The organism is Enterococcus sp. AMC2644, assembly GCF_058216475.1.
In genome coordinates, this window is sequence record NZ_CM177095.1 from 3,014,059 (window position 1) to 3,034,528 (window position 20,470).

Consider the following 20,470-nt stretch of genomic DNA (forward strand, 5'->3'; position numbering starts at 1 on the left):
AAATAAGCTCTAACTATTCCTCCGATTATGAGGTAATAGTTAGAGCTATTATTTTTTCTTCATTCGAGTTTTGCCTTCTTGACACATTTCTAATAGTGGACATAGCTCACATTTAGGGGCACGAGCTGTACAATGGTATCGACCAAAGAAAATCATTGTATGATGGGTTTTAACCCATAGTTCTCTCGGTACTTTTTTCATCAAAGTTGCTTCTACTTCTAAAACATTGGCATCTAATTTACAAATACGTAACCGTTTCGCAATACGTTCCACATGAGTATCTACTGCAAAGGCTGGAATGCCAAACGCTTCTCCTAAAACCACATTAGCGGTTTTCCGACCAACTCCTGGTAAACTTACTAATTCTTCTCGAGTTCTAGGAACCTGACCGTCAAAACGCTCTAAAATTTGTTCTGCACAAGCTTTTATATTTTTAGCTTTCATACGGTATAATCCTATAGTACGAATTTTAGCGATAATCTCCTCAATCGGTGCTTCAGCTAATGCTTCAGGCGTTGGAAAAGCTTCAAACAATCCAGGGGTCGCTTTATTAACAGAAACATCAGTCGCCTGTGCACTCAAAGCAACTGCTACAACTAATTGAAAAGGCGTTTCATAGTTTAGTTCACAATGAGCATCGGGAAACATTTCGTACATTTTATTTAATGCAATCATCGTTTTTTCTTTGCTAATCATGCTTATTCCTCTTCTAGCCAATTATGCATCGAGACACGAGGTAATTGTCGTGTAGCTGTAGGCATTTCTTTTTGTAAGATCTGTTTTTTACGACGTTTTTGTTCTTCTTCTACTTGGACTTTAGAAGTAATGTTTTTCCGTTCCCATGAAAGCAAGATCCGATCAATATAGTTCAAGCTATATGCTTGATTTAAAACAGCCTCTTTTAACGCTAATTGAATTAATTCAGGATGATAACGGTCATCTTCAATCCACTGTCCTATTCGTTGGTATTCAATTGGTGAAAGTGCACGCCCAAATTCTAGTTCAAACATTTGATAAACTGACTGTACTTGCTTTTCAAATGTTTGAGTTTCAACCTCTTGTTTTTGTTGCTTTTGCAAAAGTCCAAGTTTTTCAAAAATAACATTGAATTCATAATAGTCATTCACTCTTCCATTCAAATCTTTTTTAGATTCAATGGCTAATAATTTTTTTTGTACTAATTGATTTAACAAAAGATACAATTCATTTTGTGAATAGTCCATGTTTGCTGCAATTGGTGCTAGATCGGGAAAAAAGTCCCCCGCTTCATGGTAACGATATAATTGTAACCATAATAGAAATTCATCGTTAGACATTCCTAAACGATGATAATTATCCATTAACAGATTGGATAGAGTTGTTTGACCATGTTTTAAGTATTCTTGTAATGAAAGCATGTAAAATCCCTTCTTTATGATAAATTTTCACATAAAAAAGCTGTCTCTAAAAATAGAAACAGCCTCATGAACTTAAGCTTCTGTCATAGAAGCAATAATTTCAATTTCTACTAAAACATCTTTTGGAAGACGTGCTACTTCAACTGCTGAACGAGCAGGCAATGACTCATTAAATAAAGTACTGTACACTTCATTAAATGCAACAAAGTCATCCATATTTTTTAAAAAGCAAGTTGTTTTCACAATATGATTGGCAGTAATTTCTGCTTCTTCTAAAATTGCTGAAATATTTTTTAATACTTGAGTCGTTTGTTCTTGAATTGTTGTTCCCACAACCTCACCATTTTCTGGATTCAACGGTACTTGACCAGATGCAAATAAAAATCCGTTAGCAATTCGTCCCTGAACATATGGTCCAATTGCTTGAGGTGCCTTTTTCGTTTGAATAATATGCATGTTTACTTATTTCCCCCTTTTTGACAATCTGGACACAAGCCATAAACTTCTAAGCGATGTGAACTAATTGTATAACCAGTCAATTGTTGAGCAGCCATCTCAACGTCTTCAAGTCCTGGATAATGAAAATCTGCAATTTTTCCGCATTGTTTGCAAATAGCATGATAATGAGGATCTGTATGAAAATCAAAACGACTAGAAGCGTCACCATAGTTCATTTCTTTAACAAAACCTATCTCTGTGAATAATCGTAAATTGTTATAAACAGTTGCGACACTCATACCAGGAAATTTTACAGCAATTGCTTGGTATATATCTTCAGCAGTTGGATGTGTTTTGGCATTTGCTAAAAATTCTAAAATGGCAATCCGTTGTGGTGTGATGCGAATATTTTCTTCTTTCAAATGGTTCAATGCATCATCAAAAGTCGTCACAGGATTCCCTCCATTCTTCTATCTTTTTTTATCATACTATGACTTCCACTTTTTTTCTAGCAATTTATATCAAAAAAACCTATTCTTGCACCAATTGACATGCTCCCTCTATATAGACACTGAAATATAAAAGTCTTGTTGAGATAGTTGATAGTAGTAAAGCAACTTTTCAATAATGGTCGTTGCCAATATTGATTGAAACCTACGACACCGATAAACATAAATAGAAAGTTGCTACTTGCTGCATAATATTATGGATAAAATGTTCTTGGTAGCGCTCATCAAAGATTTACGCCAACCAAACGCTGTCGTGGCTAATCAGTAAAAAAGTAAAGAACTGTCTGCAAAAAAATCACAAACAGTTCTCTAAAAATTTTATCACATTTCCGTATTCACTTGACGGTATATTAATTAAATAAGAATAGTTTCCTATTTTTATCTATCAATTAAGCTTCATCAAACTGATATAAAGCAGTTGATAAGTAACGCTCGCCATTATCAGGAATAATCGCTAAGACTTTCTTACCTGCTCCTAGTGTTTGAGCAACACGCAATGCCGCATTGATGGCAGCTCCTGATGAAATACCAACAAGAATCCCTTCTTGTACACCAACATCACGCGATGTAGCCATTGCATCATCACTCGATACTGCAAGTACCTCATCAAATATATTTACATCTAAAACTGCAGGAACAAAACCTGTCCCGATTCCTTGAATTTTATGCGGACCAGGTTGGCTTCCACTCAAAATAGCTGATTCTGCTGGCTCAACTCCATAGATTTTAATATCTTGGTATGCAGCCTTTAAAGTACGCCCTGCTCCTGTGATTGTACCACCTGTTCCAATACCGGCAACAAAAGCATCCAAACCTTGTTCACCAAAAGCTTCAACAATCTCTTTCCCGGTAGTTACTTCATGAATAGCAGGATTTGCTGGATTGTCAAATTGTAATGGCATAAAATAGCCATTTTCAGCAGCTAATGCTTTTGCTTTATTAATAGATCCAGAGATGCCTTCTGTTCCAGGAGTAAGAATTAATTCTGCTCCGTATGCTTGCATCAACTTACGACGTTCAATACTCATTGTTTCTGGCATTACTAACACTACACGATAACCCTTTGCAGCTCCAATCATAGCTAAACCAATCCCTGTATTTCCAGAAGTTGGTTCAATAATTGTAGCGCCAGCTTTTAGCGCACCATCTTTTTCTGCTTGTTCAATCATACTTAAAGAAATACGATCTTTCACACTGCTACCTGGGTTAAATGATTCAAGCTTCACATAAATATCAGCTGATCCTTCAGGTACAATATTATTTAATTTTACGATAGGGGTATTGCCAACAAGCTCTGTAATTGATTGATAAATCTCACTCATTCCGACTCTCCTCCTTTATTTATACCTTATTGTAGCGAATTCATAGCTGCATAGCAAATTCTTTTATAACCAATAAAAGAGAAAACTTTCAATTTATCTTTCGTGATAGCTAGTTTCTATCATTTTTCATGCTTATCAATTAAACAAAAAAACAATTTAAGTAGAGTAAAATCCCCTTCTTAAATTGTTATGATTGTTTTTATTATTCACCTAAAATTTAAACAACTAATTGCTGTCCTGCTACAATAAAGCCATCAGACAAGCCATTATTAGCCATTAATTGATCCACAGAAATGCCATAAGCAGTTGCGATTCCCCACAATGTATCACCTGCAACGACAGTATACGTGCCCCCACTGGTATACGTTGTTGATTCAGGTTCTACATAAGCTGTTTCTGTATACGCTGTTTCTGAGACATAAGTTGCTTGCTCAGGTTCTGTATAAGTAGTTACTACCTGTGAAGGAGTATCAAAACTAGTTAAATTATATGTTTCAATTAACCAGTTTAATTTTTGGTTATATGTTGGGTCTGTAGCATAACGGCCAGTTAAATAAGCCGTTGCATCATAAAAACTAGTCGTTTGACTTTTCCATGTACCGCTATAATGAGAAATTCCTGTTGAATAGCTTGTACTTCTTAATAAAGCTGCATGATCTTGTAAAGATTCCCAATAAGAACCATAAACTCTAAATGGTTCATTCATAGAGACCCATTGCCCATTAATATATTCTTGTGTTCCTAACCAAATAGAGGGTTCAGAACCATACGCTTTAATACCAAACAAATTATAGTTTGGAGCAGAAGACAGTAACGATGTTCCATTGCCACTTTCTAATAACGCTTGGGCAATCATTACAGACGCATACAAATCATTACTAGCAGCAATTTGTTGCGCTGTTGCACCAATCTGATTGATTAATCCTTGAGCACCATTTTCAGTAGCATATTCTTGTGCTTCCACTTGTTGAGGAACCATTGCCATAGTAGTCGGAGCTAACACTAATCCTGTGCCTAATAAAGGTAATACTGTTTTTCGATTTAACGTATATTTCCTTTGTAATTTTTGATGGCGCTCACTACGTGTTTTGTAAGTCATAACATCCTCCTAAAAAGCTTTTCGAAAACTATATGAAAAAACATACAATCTGATATTAAGCTTATTGTATGATAAAACGCGAATGAAAACAATTTTTTTGTTTAAGTTTTTTTTAAAAAAGTAAAAAAAATGCTCTTTTATCAATTTTCAAAAGAAATAAAAAAGAGCGCTATCCGTTTCTTAGAGTGGATAGAATTTACCGCACTCTTTTTGTGTACATAATTAAACAAATTTCTTGAAATCCATTAGAATCAAGTCGATAAAAACTAATCTAAGGAGGAATCAAGATACCCATCCCGCATTTTATCAGAGAACTTTTTGGTATTTTGGATGTTAATCTTACTCTTTATGCAAGCGAAATAGAAAAGTAGCTTGGAAATTATACAAGAGAGCGAATGAAAGGCGAAATTTTTCAGATATTTGATGGCGTACATTCTTATACACCCGACTGTTACGAAAAGCGAGGGGAAAGAAATGAACAGACAGTGATTAAGTAGAGCTTGAAGACTATCATAATCCAGTTAAACAAAGTGTATCAGAATACCTCGCATCTCTTTGCTTACAGCAACAAAAAATAAGGTCAAGCAGTAAGAAACACTGTTTGACCCAAAGATTCTATTCTGGCTAGTAAAAATTATCTAACTATTTACCTACACTTGTTGTTAAAGAACCAAAAAAAGAGGGCTTAATTCGCCCTCTTCGTGTAAATTAAATTGATTTAAATGTGTTAACTACATTTTCAACTGTAAAGCCAAACTCAGCTAATACTTTATCACCTGGGGCAGATGCTCCAAAGTGGTCGATAGTAATAGTTTTTCCGCGACATTTCACGTATTTTGCCCAACCAAATGATGAACCAGTTTCAATCGCCACACGTTTTTTCACACCAGGAACTAAGACAGATGCTTTGTATTCAGATGATTGTGCTTCAAATAAATCAAAACTTGGTAAAGATACAACAGATACATCGATACCTTCTTCAGCTAGAACTTTTTGTGCTTCTACAGCTAAGTTAACTTCTGAACCAGTTGCAATCAGAATTCCTTCTGGTTTGTCTCCTTTTTGAGGAGAAATAACATATCCACCCTTAGCCACATTTTCATCTGCATGCTCTTTAGTACCTTCAATCACTGGTAAGTTTTGACGACTTAGTACTAAAACAGTTGGTTTGTCTGTTGAAGTCATTGCTAATTTCCAAGCTGCACGTGTTTCATTACCATCTGCCGGACGAATCACTTGCACATTTGGCATACTACGTAAGCTTGATAACTGTTCAACAGGTTCATGAGTTGGGCCATCTTCACCAACCGCTACTGAATCATGTGTTAAGACATAAGTCACTGGGATATTTTGAATAGCAGATAAACGGACTGCTGGACGTAAGTAATCTACGAAAACGAAGAAGGTTCCACCATAGACACGTGTTCCACCATGCAATTGAATCCCATTCATCGCAGCTGCCATCGCAAATTCACGAACACCGAACCAAATATTTCGTCCTTCGTATTGTCCTGGTTCGAAATCTTTCTCCGCTGCAACCATCGTGTTGTTTGAAGCAGATAAATCGGCTGATCCTCCCCATAGACTAGGAACAGCTTTGGATAACGCTTGAATCATTTCTTTACTTGATACGCGACTTGCTTGGCTTGAACCCACTTCATAAGTTGGTAATTCTGCCTCCCAATTCTCTGGAAGTTCACCAGCAAAGGCTTGTTTAAATTGACTCGCCAATTCTGGATAAGCTGTTTCATATTCTGCAAATAGTTCATTCCAAGCTGCTTCATACTCAGCACCTTTGTCGACCATTGTTTCTTTAAAACGTGCCGCCACTTCTTCTGGTACAGCAAACTCAGGATAGTCCCATCCGTACGCTTTTTTCGCTGCTTGGATGCCTTCTGCTCCTAATGGTGCGCCATGGACAGCAGAGGTACCTGCATTTGGTGCACCAAAACCAATCACTGTTTTCACTTCAATCAATGTTGGTTTGTCTGTTTCAGCTTGTGCTTCTTCAATAGCTTTTGAAATAGCTGCTAAATCTGTTCCTTCTTTTACAAGAATATGTTGCCAACCGTAAGCTTCAAAACGTTGACCAACGTTTTCTGTAAAAGCTTTTGAAGTTGGACCGTCTAAAGAAATATCATTTGAATCATATAACACAATTAATTTACCTAATTTCAAATGACCGGCCATTGAAGCTGCTTCTTGAGAAACACCTTCCATTAAATCACCATCACCACATAAACCATACGTGTAATGATCGACAACGTTAAAGTTTTCACGGTTATACGTTGCTGCTAGATGTGCTTCAGCCATTGCCATCCCAACAGTCATTGCAATTCCTTGTCCTAATGGGCCAGTTGTCGCTTCAACACCATCAGTATGCCCCACTTCTGGATGTCCAGGTGTACGACTCTCCCATTGACGGAAGTTTTTCAAGTCATCGGTTGTCACATCGTACCCAGCACAATGCAATAAGCTATATAATAACGCCGAACCATGTCCTGCAGAAAGTACAAAACGGTCACGATCGACCCAATTACGAGAAGTTTTTGGATTTACTTTCAAATGTTTTGTCCATAATGCATAGGCCATTGGGGCAGCCCCCATTGGTAGTCCTGGATGTCCAGAATTTGCTTTTTGTACCGCATCAATACTCAATGTACGTAACGTATCAACACCAAGTTGATCAATTTTATCAAACAATACTAACGCCTCCTATTTAGGTTTTTTTTACCTATATTACACATCTATTATAAAAGATACCTCTACAATTATCAACACTTTTTGCATAGGTATCTTTTATTTTACTTTCTATTGTGTAAACCTTTCGCTTTTTGAATTTGTTTTAATTTTTCAGGAGTCACATCGTTCCCTTCTGGATCGACTACTTTCATCCCCTCAATATGATGCTTCATTCCACCTCGAAAAGCTTTAATATACTCTTGTCTTAAAGCTTGTTGCTCCTCTTGTTCCTTTTCAGAAAGACCTTCTGTTTTTTTCTTTTTAGCTAGCTCATTGATTCTATCTATTTTTTCTTTGGATAACATGGTATCAAGCCCCTTTCTTCTCCATCTTATACAAAAGAATAAAAAAATACAATCAAAACAGAAAGCGAACGTTTGTTTGATTTTTTTCAAGGCGTATGTTACACTACATTTAATAATATTAGTCATATTTTCCATTTTATAATGATTTAACTATAGGAAAGAAGGTGTTCGTTTTGGCAAAACGTACAGAGAACCGACAACTTGAAGTGTTAAAATTTATTCATAATCGGGTCAGTGAAAAAGGGTACCCACCTACCGTGAGAGAAATTGGTGAAGCTGTTCAACTTTCCTCCACTTCAACCGTTCATGGTCATTTATCACGTTTAGAAAAAAAAGGCTTAATCCAAAGAGATCCTACAAAGCCCAGAGCAATTGAATTAACTCCACTCGGCTTAGAAACGATTGGTGCACAACAACAAAAAATTCCTTTATTAGGCGTGGTAACTGCTGGAGAACCTATTTTGGCGGTAGAAGAAGCTTCTGACTTTTTCCCAATTCCTCCCAATTTAATTGAAGATAACGGACAATTGTTTATGCTAACTATCCGTGGTGAAAGTATGATTAATGCTGGTATCTTGGATGGTGATCAAGTAATCGTCAGAAAACAAGATATTGCTGGAAATGGCGATATTGTGATTGCTATGACAGATGATGATGAAGCAACATGTAAAAGGTTTTATAAAGAAAAAACACATATTCGTTTACAACCAGAAAATGATTATATGGAACCTATTATTTTATCAAGCGTTAAAATTTTAGGGTTAGTTGTTGGTTTGTATCGTCACTTTTAAACAGAACCTCCAATCCAGAGACAGGATTGGAGGTTCTGTTTAGTTTAGTTTGAAAGAATTTCTGCTGCTAAACCAGCAATAAAATCAGGATGTGTATTCGGCATATCTAAGCGATGATAGATTCCACCTAATTTCTCTACTAACTCCTTACATTCTATATCATTATCATAAAGAGTCTCTAAATTATCGGCAACAAAACCAAAAGGTAAATAGATAATTTCTTCATATCCATTTTCTAATAGTTCTTCTGTCACATCTTCTACACGTGGGCCAATCCATTTATCTGCCGTACGGCCAGCACTTTGCCAAGCATGACCAAAGTCCAATGAGCCTGCTACTCGTTGAGCAATTGCTTTAGCTGCACTTTGTATTTCATCGACATATGGGTCGCCATTTAGCAATAAACGCTCTGGTAAGCTATGAGCAGTGAATAAAAATTTTTGTTTCTTATCAGAACTCAAAATAGTTTGAATTTGAGTTGACCAAAAAATTTGAAATCCTTCTTGTTGCCAAAAATGACGATGCTCAATATATGAAATTTCTGGGTAAACTGCCAACTCTTTTTCGACACGGTCATGGTATTGCTTAATAAAACTAGAATCATGTGGTGCTAGAACCATTCCATGGATTACCTTAAATCCTTGGTCTACAATTTCTTTTACTGTCTCTTCAATGAAAGGATGAATGTGACGTAAACCAGTAAATACATGATATTCGACTGTACTCGTTGCATTTAATTTTTCTTCAACAGCTAAGCGTTGGGCCTCTGTAATTTTAGCTAGTGGGGAAACACCTCCAATTTCTTCATAACGCCCAGCCAATTCATCATAAAGCTCTTGCGAAGGCTCTTTCCCATGACGAATATGGGTATAATAATCCCAAATTTCATCTGTGTTATTGGGCGTTCCATAACTCATTAATAAAACTGCTTGCTTTTGCATGATAAATTATGCCTTCTTTCTCATATAAAAAATAAATATTAGTGTAATAACCATTAAGCCAACTAGCATCTGTGAAAAACCAAGAGAACCTGTAGCATGCGCTAACACTCCTATTATAGTAATCCCAATCGTCATTCCTAGCTTTTTACAAACAGATAATAAACTCAAAGAAGCATTACGATTTCTAGGAGAAGCTTCTACTACTAACACTTGTAAAGGAACAGTCATCAATGCCCCAATAGCAATTCCAAAGAATAATAGACCAATCAAGAAGATTTGGAACGATACAACAGAAAAATACATCGTGACCAAACTAACAAAAACAAGTCCCATTGTTCCTATTGTAGAATTTGTTGCGCCTTTTCTATCTGTCCAAATACCAGCAATTTTAGAACCGATAAAAGTTCCTATTGCCATTACAGTCATCAATGATCCTGCTTTTCTCGCATCAAGATGGAAAGTCATTTCCATAAAAGAAGGTAAAAAAGCAAATAATGACATCACTAAACCTGTTGTAATTCCTCCAAGTAAACTTGTTCGATAAGCAGATACTTGCCATAACTTTCGTGAAAATAGTACAGCTAATTTTCCATTTTCTCTTGTCGTTTCTACCTTCATAAACAAGATACTAGAAATAATTAAAATTACTGCATAAATAATCAATTCTAGGATATGACCGCGAGCAAACCCTCTTGTCAATAACAAATTAAACGCTAATAAAGCTAGCACAAATAGACTATTTCCTTTGATATCAAAGGATTTTGCTTCTGAGTTTGTTACTTTTGGCACAATAAAGAATGCAAGGAAGAAAACCACAGCAATTAAACACGCCATAACAAAATAGATACTACGCCAATCATGAGTTTTGGCTAAACTAATCACACTGATAATCGGTGCTACAATTGTTGATAACGCGACTAATGCGCCAATATTTCCCACTTTTCCGCCGATTTTTCTTTCTGTGTTTGCAAAAACCAAAGAAAGTGTCAGTGTTAATAACGAACTACTACCAAAGGCTTGTAATAAACGAAATACTAAGAGCATCGGGAAAGATTGACTTAAAGCAATTCCTAACACTCCAAAAAAATAAAAGACTAATTCTGTTAAAAAGACTGTACGATAACCAAAGCGGTCAATCATGCTTCCCATAACAGGTGTCGCAAATAATAGACCTAATGTATAAATAGAAATAATCCAGCTTTTTTCAGCAGGTGCTAACATCAATTCTCTAGCCATTGAAGATAAATTGGTACTAATAATTCCTGAATCTAGTTGTGTAATAAATAAACTAATTACTAATAATGGGGCAAACCATCTTTCTGATTTTGTGGCGCGTAACTCCATTGAATAAATCCTCCTAAAGCAATCCTAAATATGTTTGTAATTGTTGTGTTGTGTTTAATGAAGTTCCTACCATAAAATAGGGAAAATCAGAGTATACACTACTTGCTTCTGAAAAGCGCATTTCATAAATAATTTTTTTGAATTCTAAGGGATCTTCTGCAAATAAAGTTACCCCCCACTCATGATCATCAAAACCAATTGATCCTGTTATAAATTGACGAATTTTCCCTGCATATTTACGTCCAATTAATCCGTGCTCTTTCATTAGCTCACGTCTCTTATCATAAGATAATGTATACCAGTTGATATCGCCTGAACGAACCTTATTCATTGGATAAAAACAGATATATTCTTCTTTCGGCAATTCTGGATAAAGATTTTTATTAGTTCTTTCCCAAGCTGTCTCAGTTTTTGGCATGCCACTATACGTACCAAGCTCAATAACAGAAACATAGCTGTGAATTGGTCGTAGATATTGGTAAATCGTCAATTTATGCCATTCATTTTCAGCAGCATTCAACTCTTTCAATTCTGGACGTAAAAGCATAAAACCAAAGTCACCCTTATGTCCCGTAACATTCCACAAATAGTGACTGCCTTTTTTTGAGTCTTCAACTTCTTGCCATTCTTTTAATAACTCAGACAATTCATTGACTATGGTTTGCTTTGTCTCAGTTGCTTCTTTTTGCCATGTTGCCCAGTCCATTTGAAAAACAAGATGTAAGCAATACCATCCATCTAAGGTTTCCACCTTTTCTGTAATCATGTAGATCCTCCCTAAAAATTAATTATATGTGTTACCGTTATTCGTTATATCATATTAAATAAAATTAAGCAGAGCTTTTGCTTGTGAAATTTTCAAATCTCAAAAGACGGATAAAAAAGGCCATAAAAATAGCATGTACAATAAATTGTACATGCTACTTTTATCGTGTAGATTCTTTTAATAATAACAATAAAAAGTAAGGCGCTCCCAGGATAGCCACAACTGTCCCAGCAGGTATTTCACCACTACCTGGTGATAAACGCCCCAACGTATCGCTAATTAATAACAATGCGCTACCAATCATAGCTGCCACGGGTATTAATTGCCAATGTTTTTTAAAACCCAATCGTCTGGTAATATGTGGCGCAATTAATCCTAAAAAGCCAATTCCACCAGTCACCGAAACAGCGGCACCGGTCAAAGCAACTGCTGCAACAATTAGTTTTATTCTTTCTCTTTGGATATTGATTCCTAATGAAATCGCAGCTGCATCACCAAACTGCAGAATATCTAATTCACGATGTTTAAATAATAACCAAGGCAGCAAAACTAATAACCACGGAAGTAAAGCTAAAACAAAAAACCAGTTACTTCCCCAAATGCTCCCTGCTTGCCACATCGTTACAAATCGATAATTTTCACTATCAAGTTTTGTAACGAGTAATAATGTGAGCGCAGAAATCCCAGTGCTGACGACCACTCCTGTTAAAACTAAACGGACTGGCATAATGCCGATTCTTTTTTTATAAGAAAAAACAAAGATCACAACAGAAGTCAATAAAGCTCCTACTAAAGCAAGTAATGGTAACAAAAAGGGGGTCACTGTTGTCGACTGCATAAAACTGATAAATAAAAGTACAAAAAAGCCAGCTCCTGCATTAATACCTAGAATCCCTGAATCAGCCAATGGATTTTGAGTCGTACTTTGTAAAACAGCTCCGCCAATTGCCAAGGCAGCTCCAGCTAAAATTGCTAAAATGATACGCGGTAAACGAAAATCAAATAATAATAAGCGCTTAGCAGAAGTACCTCCACCTTGCAGGATTTCCCAAATTTCACGCCAACTTAAAGCCAATTTCCCGTGAGTTAATGCAAATAACACAAGTAGAACAATTAAAACAAGTAATAAAGGTATAATATATCTTTTTTTCATAAACGGAGTCCTCCCTTTCGTGAAAGATACAGGAAGAACGGAATGCCAATTAGAGCCGTAATAATCCCAAAAGGTGTTTCAAACGGCGGATTGACTGAACGTGCAATTAAATCTGCCCAAACAACTAGCACTGCTCCGCCTATGCCAGATAATGGAATTAAATAGCGATAGTTCTCACCCACAAAATAGCGCACTAAATGCGGTACAATCAAACCAACAAAACTAATGGAGCCAACTACCGCTACAGATAATCCAGACAATACTAATACAATAACAGCAGCAATAATTCGTGTTTGTTGGGGTTTCTTCCCTAAACTAATTGCGGTATCATCACCAAATCGTAAAATAGTAATTGCTGGGCTATTAATAATAGCTAGTATCAGAACTATCAAAAAGAATGGCACAATTAAACGTAATTGATACCAAGAAATAGCACTAATTCCACCAATTGACCAAAAGGTGATATCTTGGCTTAAATTAAACTGTAAAGCAATCGCTTGACTGGCTGCAATAAACAAGGCACTAATTGCTGCTCCTGCTAAAGTTAGTCGTAATGAAGTCATTACTTGCTTATTCGAACTAGTGATTAAGTAGATAAAACCAACACTAATTGCTGCACCAATAAAACAGGCAATTAAAATAAATCCATAACTAGCTCCTGGAAAAAAAGCAAACATAATGGCCAATCCCAAACCAGCTCCAGCATTAATCCCTAATAATCCAGAATCAGCTAAGGGGTTTTGGGTTATCCCTTGCATTAATGCACCACTAATCGCTAAACTTGCACCTACAATTGAAGCACCTATAATTCTCGGTAAACGAACATTCATTAAGACTTGATGCAATTGCTGACTCTTATCAAAATTCAGCCAAGCGTCGACAACTGTTGGCAACGGAATCTTAACTGCTCCTATAATTAACGACAATATCATACTAATAATTAGAAACAAAAACATTAGCGTACCTATAATCCAGACATTGTACATTCTCGTGTTATTCATAAGACACACCCGTTTTTATTACTTCATACGAAAGGACTAATGGTCGTTGTGTTTTAGGGTGAATCATAATCTCAGCATCTATTTGAAATACTTCTTTTAAAACAGCAGATGTAATAACTTCTTCAGGTGTTCCTTCTTTGAAGATGCTTCCATTCTTCATCGCAATAACACTGTCAGAAAAACGCGAAGATAAATTAATATCATGACTAGTCATAATAATCGTCTTACCTTTAGTGTGATTAATCTCTTTTAAGACGTTTAGTACTTCTAGTTGATGTGCAGGATCCAAATAGGTCGTTGGTTCATCTAAAATGACAATATCAGTATCTTGAACAAGAGCCATCGCAATCCAAACCCTCTGACGTTGTCCACCAGACAAGGTAATGACCGACTGTCTAGCTAAATCAGTTAGTCCTGTAATCTCCAAAGCCCATTGAATAATATGTTGATCTTCAGCAGTTAAGTTGCCCCAACCTTTTTGGTAAGGGTAACGTCCATAAGAAATAACGTCGAATACTGATAAGTCGACTTGAGTTTCTGATGTCTGAGCTAACATGGCTAGTTCTTTTGCAATTTCCTTACTACTATATTGGTTTAATGCTTTACTATTTAATAAAACCGTGCCTCCTTGATTGGGCAAAACACGTGCTAATGTTTTTAAAAAAGTTGATTTACCACAGCCATTAGGTCCAATAATATTGGTAATTGTTCCTTCTCGAAAAGTGTAATTTAAATTCTTGCTGATTATATGGTCTCCATAACCAGTAGATAGTTGTTCTGCTTCTAAAATGCTCATTTTCTTCATTCCTTAAATATACTTAAAATCCAACTTTTTACTGAGAATCATTCTCAATATCAATGGATTCATTATAGGTTAGGCTCTTTGGTTTTGCAATTCTTTCTTTCATAAAATTATTCGATATAAAGAGAACTATATTGACTTTTTCTACTTTTTAATTGATAATGATTATCATTATCGTGATATTTTTAGGAGGAAACGTTATGCGAAAAAAAGGAATATTATTAGGGACAGTGTTGGCATTAAGCAGCTTAGTATTGTTAGGCGCTTGCGGAAATACTAATGATAAAAATACCAACGAATCAACAGCCACTTCAAGTGTAGCTAAAGACCGTGATTTAACAGATACATTAGGAAACAAGGTGACCATTCCAGCTAAACCAGAAAGAATTATTGCTAGTTATCTGGAAGACTATCTTATTGCATTAGACACTATCCCCGTTGCTCAATGGACAGTTAATGACTCTAGTATCCAAACGTATTTACAAGATAAGTTAAAAGACGTCCCAACAATTGATTTTTCTCTACCTTATGAAGAAGTGCTTGGTTTTGAGCCAGATTTATTGTTAATCGGCTACTCATCAACTGTTGAAGGTGGCAAATATGCAGAGTATTCAAAAATTGCACCTACGTATGTTGTTAAAAATGGTGAAGACGTAAATTGGCGTGATCAACTAGCTGATATTGCAACTGTATTAGATAAAGAAGATTTAGCCAAAGAGGTAGTCAACGACTATGAAACTTTAGCAAGTGATACAAAAAAAGAACTAGATGACCAAGTGAAAGAACAATCAGTTGCAGTATTATGGGTAGTCAACAACTCGATCTTTATGGTAACAGATGGTCGCTCAAGTGGGGCTGTTTTATATGGAGATTTAGGTTTAGAAGAACCAGCACTCGTTGAAGAAGTTTCTCAAGAAGCTACTGCTGACTGGAATCCTGTTTCTTTAGAAAAACTAGCTGAGCTTGACGCTGACTCGATTTTCTTAATAAACAGCGATACTTCTGCACCATTATTCCAAGAAGATATTTGGAAGAACTTAAAAGCAGTTGAAAATGATCAACTTTATGAATTTGATGGTGATTCTAGCTGGTTATATAACGGACCAATTGCTAATACAAAAATTATTGAAGATGTAAAAGCTTCTTTACTTGAAACAAAATAGACAAAAAAGTACCTCACCCTAACCTATTAGGATGAGGTACTTTTTATAGATCCACTTGCCATTGTTCTGCACGTTGGCGTTCTTGCCAAAATTGTTTATAGCGACCTTCGTTAGCAAATAATTCTTCATGAGTGCCTGACTCCACAACTTCCCCATCTTCAATGACTGCAATTTTTGTTGCATTGCGAATCGTATGCAAGCGATGAGCAACCATAATAACGGTCTTGCGTTGCGCCAATACTTGTAGTGCCTCACGAATATACAATTCATTTTCCGGATCAATACTTGCCGTAGCCTCATCCAACAAGACGATTGGTGCATCTTTAAGTAATGCTCGTGCAATACTAATTCGTTGTTTTTGACCTCCGGATAAATTCGTTCCACCATCACTAATTTTAGTATCATAACCTTCTGGAAGTTCCATAATAAATTCATGACAACACGCTAACTTAGCTGCTGATACAATCTCTTCAAAACTAGCATTCGGATTACCAAATTTCAAATTATTCATAATCGTATCTGGCATTAAATACACATCTTGAAAAACAAAGCTAATATGTTGCATTAACGTATCGTGACGCATGTCTCTAATATCAACATCCCCTATCTTAATGCTCCCTGACGTAACATCGTAAAAGCGCGCAATCAGATTCAACGTTGTTGTCTTACCACCACCAGAAGGCCCTACGAGCGCTGTAATTCCATTTTCAGGAATGGTTAAATTGAACGCTTTTAAGACTTTGTGGTTAGTGTAACCAAAAGTAATATTATTCAATGTTACATCAAACGTTTCTGGTAGTTGTTCTTGCCCTATTTCAGGCTGTGGTAAATCTTTTTCTTGAATAACTTCATCAAGATTATCTAAAGTCGTTTTCAACAAACGTTTATAAACTACGTAATCCATAATCGGTAATGTTTCATACAGTGTAGCCGTTAAAATTAAGAAGCAAATTAATGACACGCCATCAATCGTCCCAGCTGTATATTTGAGCCCACCTACAACTAAAACAATAACATAACCTAACTCAAACATAATGACATTTAATGCTGTATATGGTGATAATTTTTTATTTAATTGAATACTGCTCTTCCGGAATTCATCCATTGTTTCTTGATAGCCCAATAATTTACTGTCAGATAAACCAAACGAACGAATAACTGAAATTCCACGAATAAAATCAAGGATACGGCGATTGGCTTGCTTGCGAGCTGTTTGCAGTCGACTCATCACTTTTTGTAACTGCTGATTTGCTAATTTTGTAATGAGCAAACACATTGGAATTCCTGCAATTGCAATCAATGCTAACATCCAGTCAATCCATGTTAGTACAATCAAGGTCATAACTGGTGTAATAATCCCTTTAATCATACCAATAACAATCGCTGGCGTAAATCCTAGAAACATAGCATCTTGCTTAACATTCATTTCTAATAACGCAGCATCTTTTTTTGAAAAGTAACCTAATGGTATATTTTTTAAACGTCGACCTAAATACAAACGGATACTCGCTGTTAATTTATAATAAACCAAAAACATAATACGATTTGAATAGTAGTAGGTTATCCCTTGTAAAAGCAATGCAAGAAACATTCCTGCAACAGCTTTCCAAACATCCGTCATGCTATCCGTAAACAATAAATAAACTACGTAAGCGACAACAATCAAAGGAATGCTTATGAAAAAACTTTCAATAAAGGTCCGGCGATAACCTTCTTTTAACTCCGCTTTATTTTCAGAACTTCCAGCAACGACTAGAGATTGTTGATATACAGAGTATTCACTTAAATGACGATATGCTTCATCCTCTATTTTATTTTCCTCTGAAGTTTTAGTCAGTAACTTAGCTTTAAAAGGGAAAGGCTCAGTAGTCTCAGTTTTAGACAATAAAGCATTGCCTTCTCCTCGATAAGCTTCCCATTGTGTTTGATAAGTAGCGTAATTGGCTAATAATTCATGATGTTTTCCTCTAGCAGCAATTTTCCCATATTCAATGACCAAGATTTGATCTGCTTTTACAATTGTATGCAAGCGATGGGCGATCATAATAATTGTTTTGGGTTGCCCATTTACAGGATTCATCAACTCATTGATAGCATCTTGAATATACGCCTCGTTTTCAGCATCAATCAAAGCGGTTGCTTCATCTAATACTAAAATAGGTGCTTGTTTCAAAAATGCTCGCACAATGCTGACTCGTTGACGTTGTCCACCACTTAATTTTCCGCCACCATCTCCAACTATCGTTTGATATCCGTCTTCTAACTGCATAATAAAATCATGGCAATGGGCTTTTTGAGCAGCCGCAATTACTTCTTCATCAGTTGCTTCTGGTCGTCCCATTCGAATATTATCCATAATAGTTCCTTCAAATAAATACACATCTTGAAAGACATAAGAAACTAAATTCATTAACTCTTGACTATTAATATTTTTTACATCAATGCCACCAATTCTTATTTGTCCATTTGTCACATCCCAAAAACGCGGAATTAAACGAGCAATCGTTGTTTTTCCTGCTCCAGATTCCCCGACAAGTGCGGTCAGCGTACCTTCTGGCACAGTAAAAGTAACATTCTTTAATATATCCCGTTCATCATTATAGGAAAATGACACATCCTCAAAAGCAATCGTTACTCCTTGCGGTAAAATTGATTGTACTGGTTGTGTTAATTCTGGTTCATCTAACATCGTTGTAATTTTACGAGTAACCCCAGCTAAACGAAATGACACTTGACCATTCGAACGAAAAGCTTTGACTAGAGTATTTCCAATACCAATCGTCAACATAATGAATAAAATAAATAAAGAAAGAGAAATCACACCTGTACTATATAACCAAACTCCCATTGGAATAACAATTAATAAAGGCATTTGAGCCACAGCCGCAAAGATGGTTTTTCCTTCAAGTGTTTCTTTTTCAATTTCAACACTTAAATCTGCGGCTTTTTTTACGATCGTTGCATATTCTTCAAAAGCTTGTTCAGATTGTGAGAACACACGAATGACTTTCACTCCATAAACATAGCGTAAAACAGCATTAGTAATTAATCCTCCTACCTCAATTTGCTTGGGTACCAACGGCTTCATCTTTTTCATAACATTAGCATAGAAAAATCCTAATAATGGAATAATTAATAACGCAGCCAGAGACATTCGCCAATCCAAAATAAACATGACAAGAAATGTCAGGATTGGAATGGAAACACCTGTCGTAATATCTGGAATCAAATGCGCTATCCCTTCTTCTAATTGTTCCACATCTTCATTCATTGTGACTTTGATTTTCCCTGTATCATGGGTATCAAAATAACCTAAAGGTAACTTGGTCAATTTTTCCGCTAAAGCAATGCGAATATCATATAAAATATCAAAAGCTGCTTGATGCGCAAAATCACTTGATAATTTATAGCAAATTCCTTTTAAAATAATCGCAAGAAAGGCTATTCCTGCGTATAAAATAAAATGATTGGTGTTTTCTACTGGCTGTTCTAAAATCTCGACACAAAATAAATAAACAATACCATATGGTGCTAAACCGAAAAGTGCAGCCAAAACAGACATTACCATTGAACTATAAATAAACAATTTGCGTTTACTTAAAAAAGGTTGTAATTTCTTCAGCACAGAAGGTTGTTTTTTCTTTTTACTCATAAATGCTCCCCTTTCAATTGAGAATGGTTCTCAATAACGATTATAGCTATTCATCAAATAATTGCAACTTGTTTAGAATATTTTGTATTTTTATCTTATTAGAATAACTTCTTCTATTTTAATTGAGAACATTTTGTGGAATCCCTCTTGACTATCCTTGTAAGATATACTATCATTTGATACACTTAGAAAAATCAAAATTTTCTGAATATTATTCATTAAGAGCATAAGAAAATGTTAGTTAAGGAAGGATTGGATTACATGAGTCAAGATAAATACATTTCATGGACAGGTGCCCCTACTCAAGAGGCTATTAATTTACTACAAAGCGGAGGGAAAGTCGTTGTTTGTCCTACAAAAGTCGGTTACATTATTACGGTAGCGGATAAGGCTGGATTAGAAAGAAAATTCTCTGCAAAAAATCGTAAAAGAAATAAACCTGGGGTCGTATTATGTGGCTCACTTGAACAACTTTTTGAACTAGCTGATATGAACGAAGAAATGGCTGCTGTTTATAAAAAATGTTGGGAAGAAGATGTCCTGTTTGGCGCAATTCTCCCTTGGAAAGAATCTGGAAAACAATACATTCCAAATGATGGTTCTGACGAATTAATGACAGATACTCGTGGAACAAGTTGTTTCGTATTGAAATTTGGAGTCCCTGGTGAACAAATCGCACAAGAGCTTTGGGCAAAAGATAAAACATTATTATTTGCAAGTTCTGCCAATCCTTCAGGAAAAGGAAATCGCGGTCTTGTCGAAGGCATTGGTGAACAAATCGAAAATGAAGCTGATTTAATCATCGAAGGAAATGATTATGTCGCTTCAATCCAACCAGATAAAACAATCGAAACACGTTATGAGCAAGGAGTCATGGTCTCATTTGTAGATAAAGAAGGTAAATTAGTTCCCGAACAAGGAACAGAACGTTCAATCTCACCTGCACCTATTGTTATTCGTAAAGGTCTTGATATTGATAAAATCATGATGTATTTATCCGACCAATTCAATTCTTGGGACTATCGTCAAGGAGAATACTATTAAA

General features: G+C 35.8%; 18 protein-coding genes. 3 read left to right on the top strand and 15 right to left on the bottom strand.

Annotated elements, in window-relative coordinates; all coding sequences use genetic code 11:
• Nucleotides 1-48 precede the first annotated feature (48 nt).
• The 8 genes from nth to AC4BC5_RS14650 all read right to left on the bottom strand — a co-directional run bounded on the left by nth (nucleotide 49) and on the right by AC4BC5_RS14650 (nucleotide 7,812).
• Nucleotides 49-696, bottom strand: a complete 648-nt coding sequence (gene nth / locus AC4BC5_RS14615; RefSeq protein ID WP_490496089.1) for an endonuclease III — start codon at nucleotides 694-696, stop codon at nucleotides 49-51.
• A 2-nt stretch (nucleotides 697-698) separates the two neighbouring features.
• Nucleotides 699-1,397 (bottom strand): DnaD domain protein, encoded by a 699-nt coding sequence (locus AC4BC5_RS14620; RefSeq protein ID WP_490496090.1) that lies wholly within the window; start codon nucleotides 1,395-1,397, stop codon nucleotides 699-701.
• Between the two features lie 72 nt (nucleotides 1,398-1,469).
• Nucleotides 1,470-1,853: a RidA family protein gene (locus AC4BC5_RS14625; protein ID WP_490496091.1), complete on the bottom strand. Its 384-nt coding sequence runs from the start codon at nucleotides 1,851-1,853 to the stop codon at nucleotides 1,470-1,472.
• 2 nt (nucleotides 1,854-1,855) lie between these two features.
• Nucleotides 1,856-2,287: a Fur family transcriptional regulator gene (locus AC4BC5_RS14630; RefSeq protein WP_490496092.1), complete on the bottom strand. Its 432-nt coding sequence runs from the start codon at nucleotides 2,285-2,287 to the stop codon at nucleotides 1,856-1,858.
• Nucleotides 2,288-2,733: 446 nt separating this feature from the next.
• Nucleotides 2,734-3,666: a cysteine synthase A gene (cysK, locus tag AC4BC5_RS14635; RefSeq protein ID WP_490496093.1), complete on the bottom strand. Its 933-nt coding sequence runs from the start codon at nucleotides 3,664-3,666 to the stop codon at nucleotides 2,734-2,736.
• A 217-nt stretch (nucleotides 3,667-3,883) separates the two neighbouring features.
• Nucleotides 3,884-4,765 (bottom strand): glucosaminidase domain-containing protein, encoded by an 882-nt coding sequence (locus tag AC4BC5_RS14640; RefSeq protein ID WP_490496094.1) that lies wholly within the window; start codon nucleotides 4,763-4,765, stop codon nucleotides 3,884-3,886.
• A gap of 708 nt (nucleotides 4,766-5,473) precedes the next feature.
• On the bottom strand, nucleotides 5,474-7,468 hold the full coding sequence (gene tkt / locus AC4BC5_RS14645) for a transketolase (RefSeq protein WP_490496095.1): 1,995 nt from the start codon (nucleotides 7,466-7,468) through the stop codon (nucleotides 5,474-5,476).
• Between the two features lie 101 nt (nucleotides 7,469-7,569).
• Nucleotides 7,570-7,812 carry a DUF896 family protein gene (locus AC4BC5_RS14650; protein ID WP_490496096.1) on the bottom strand — a complete coding sequence of 81 codons (243 nt, stop codon included), beginning with the start codon at nucleotides 7,810-7,812 and terminating at the stop codon, nucleotides 7,570-7,572.
• Between the two features lie 173 nt (nucleotides 7,813-7,985).
• Between AC4BC5_RS14650 and lexA the strand changes: the two genes are divergently transcribed.
• Nucleotides 7,986-8,603, top strand: coding sequence for a transcriptional repressor LexA (gene lexA / locus AC4BC5_RS14655; protein ID WP_490496097.1), 618 nt, complete (start codon nucleotides 7,986-7,988; stop codon nucleotides 8,601-8,603).
• Nucleotides 8,604-8,647: 44 nt separating this feature from the next.
• Here the strand turns inward: lexA and hemH are convergent, their stop codons facing one another.
• The 6 genes from hemH to AC4BC5_RS14685 form a co-directional block, all read right to left on the bottom strand.
• The gene (gene hemH / locus AC4BC5_RS14660) at nucleotides 8,648-9,544 is read right to left on the bottom strand and encodes a ferrochelatase (RefSeq protein WP_490496098.1); all 897 of its coding nucleotides are present in this window, start codon (nucleotides 9,542-9,544) and stop codon (nucleotides 8,648-8,650) included.
• Nucleotides 9,545-9,550: 6 nt separating this feature from the next.
• Nucleotides 9,551-10,888: an MFS transporter gene (locus AC4BC5_RS14665; protein ID WP_490496099.1), complete on the bottom strand. Its 1,338-nt coding sequence runs from the start codon at nucleotides 10,886-10,888 to the stop codon at nucleotides 9,551-9,553.
• A gap of 13 nt (nucleotides 10,889-10,901) precedes the next feature.
• Complete coding sequence (hemQ, locus tag AC4BC5_RS14670; protein ID WP_490496100.1) at nucleotides 10,902-11,654, bottom strand: hydrogen peroxide-dependent heme synthase; 753 nt, start codon at nucleotides 11,652-11,654, stop codon at nucleotides 10,902-10,904.
• 160 nt (nucleotides 11,655-11,814) lie between these two features.
• A complete protein-coding gene (locus tag AC4BC5_RS14675) occupies nucleotides 11,815-12,807 on the bottom strand; it encodes a FecCD family ABC transporter permease (RefSeq protein WP_490496101.1) in 993 nt (330 codons plus the stop codon).
• Nucleotides 12,804-13,808 carry a FecCD family ABC transporter permease gene (locus AC4BC5_RS14680; protein WP_490496102.1) on the bottom strand — a complete coding sequence of 335 codons (1,005 nt, stop codon included), beginning with the start codon at nucleotides 13,806-13,808 and terminating at the stop codon, nucleotides 12,804-12,806. The genes AC4BC5_RS14675 and AC4BC5_RS14680 overlap by 4 nt, the downstream gene beginning before the upstream one ends.
• Nucleotides 13,801-14,604 carry an ABC transporter ATP-binding protein gene (locus AC4BC5_RS14685; protein WP_490496103.1) on the bottom strand — a complete coding sequence of 268 codons (804 nt, stop codon included), beginning with the start codon at nucleotides 14,602-14,604 and terminating at the stop codon, nucleotides 13,801-13,803. The genes AC4BC5_RS14680 and AC4BC5_RS14685 overlap by 8 nt, the downstream gene beginning before the upstream one ends.
• 206 nt (nucleotides 14,605-14,810) lie before the next feature.
• Here AC4BC5_RS14685 and AC4BC5_RS14690 point away from each other — a divergent pair, with 206 nt between their 5' ends.
• Nucleotides 14,811-15,773: an ABC transporter substrate-binding protein gene (locus AC4BC5_RS14690; RefSeq protein ID WP_490496104.1), complete on the top strand. Its 963-nt coding sequence runs from the start codon at nucleotides 14,811-14,813 to the stop codon at nucleotides 15,771-15,773.
• Between the two features lie 43 nt (nucleotides 15,774-15,816).
• Here the strand turns inward: AC4BC5_RS14690 and AC4BC5_RS14695 are convergent, their stop codons facing one another.
• Nucleotides 15,817-19,425, bottom strand: a complete 3,609-nt coding sequence (locus tag AC4BC5_RS14695; protein WP_490496105.1) for an ABC transporter ATP-binding protein — start codon at nucleotides 19,423-19,425, stop codon at nucleotides 15,817-15,819.
• A 261-nt stretch (nucleotides 19,426-19,686) separates the two neighbouring features.
• Here AC4BC5_RS14695 and AC4BC5_RS14700 point away from each other — a divergent pair, with 261 nt between their 5' ends.
• Nucleotides 19,687-20,469 carry an L-threonylcarbamoyladenylate synthase gene (locus AC4BC5_RS14700; RefSeq protein ID WP_490497567.1) on the top strand — a complete coding sequence of 261 codons (783 nt, stop codon included), beginning with the start codon at nucleotides 19,687-19,689 and terminating at the stop codon, nucleotides 20,467-20,469.
• Nucleotide 20,470: the final 1 nt, after the last annotated feature.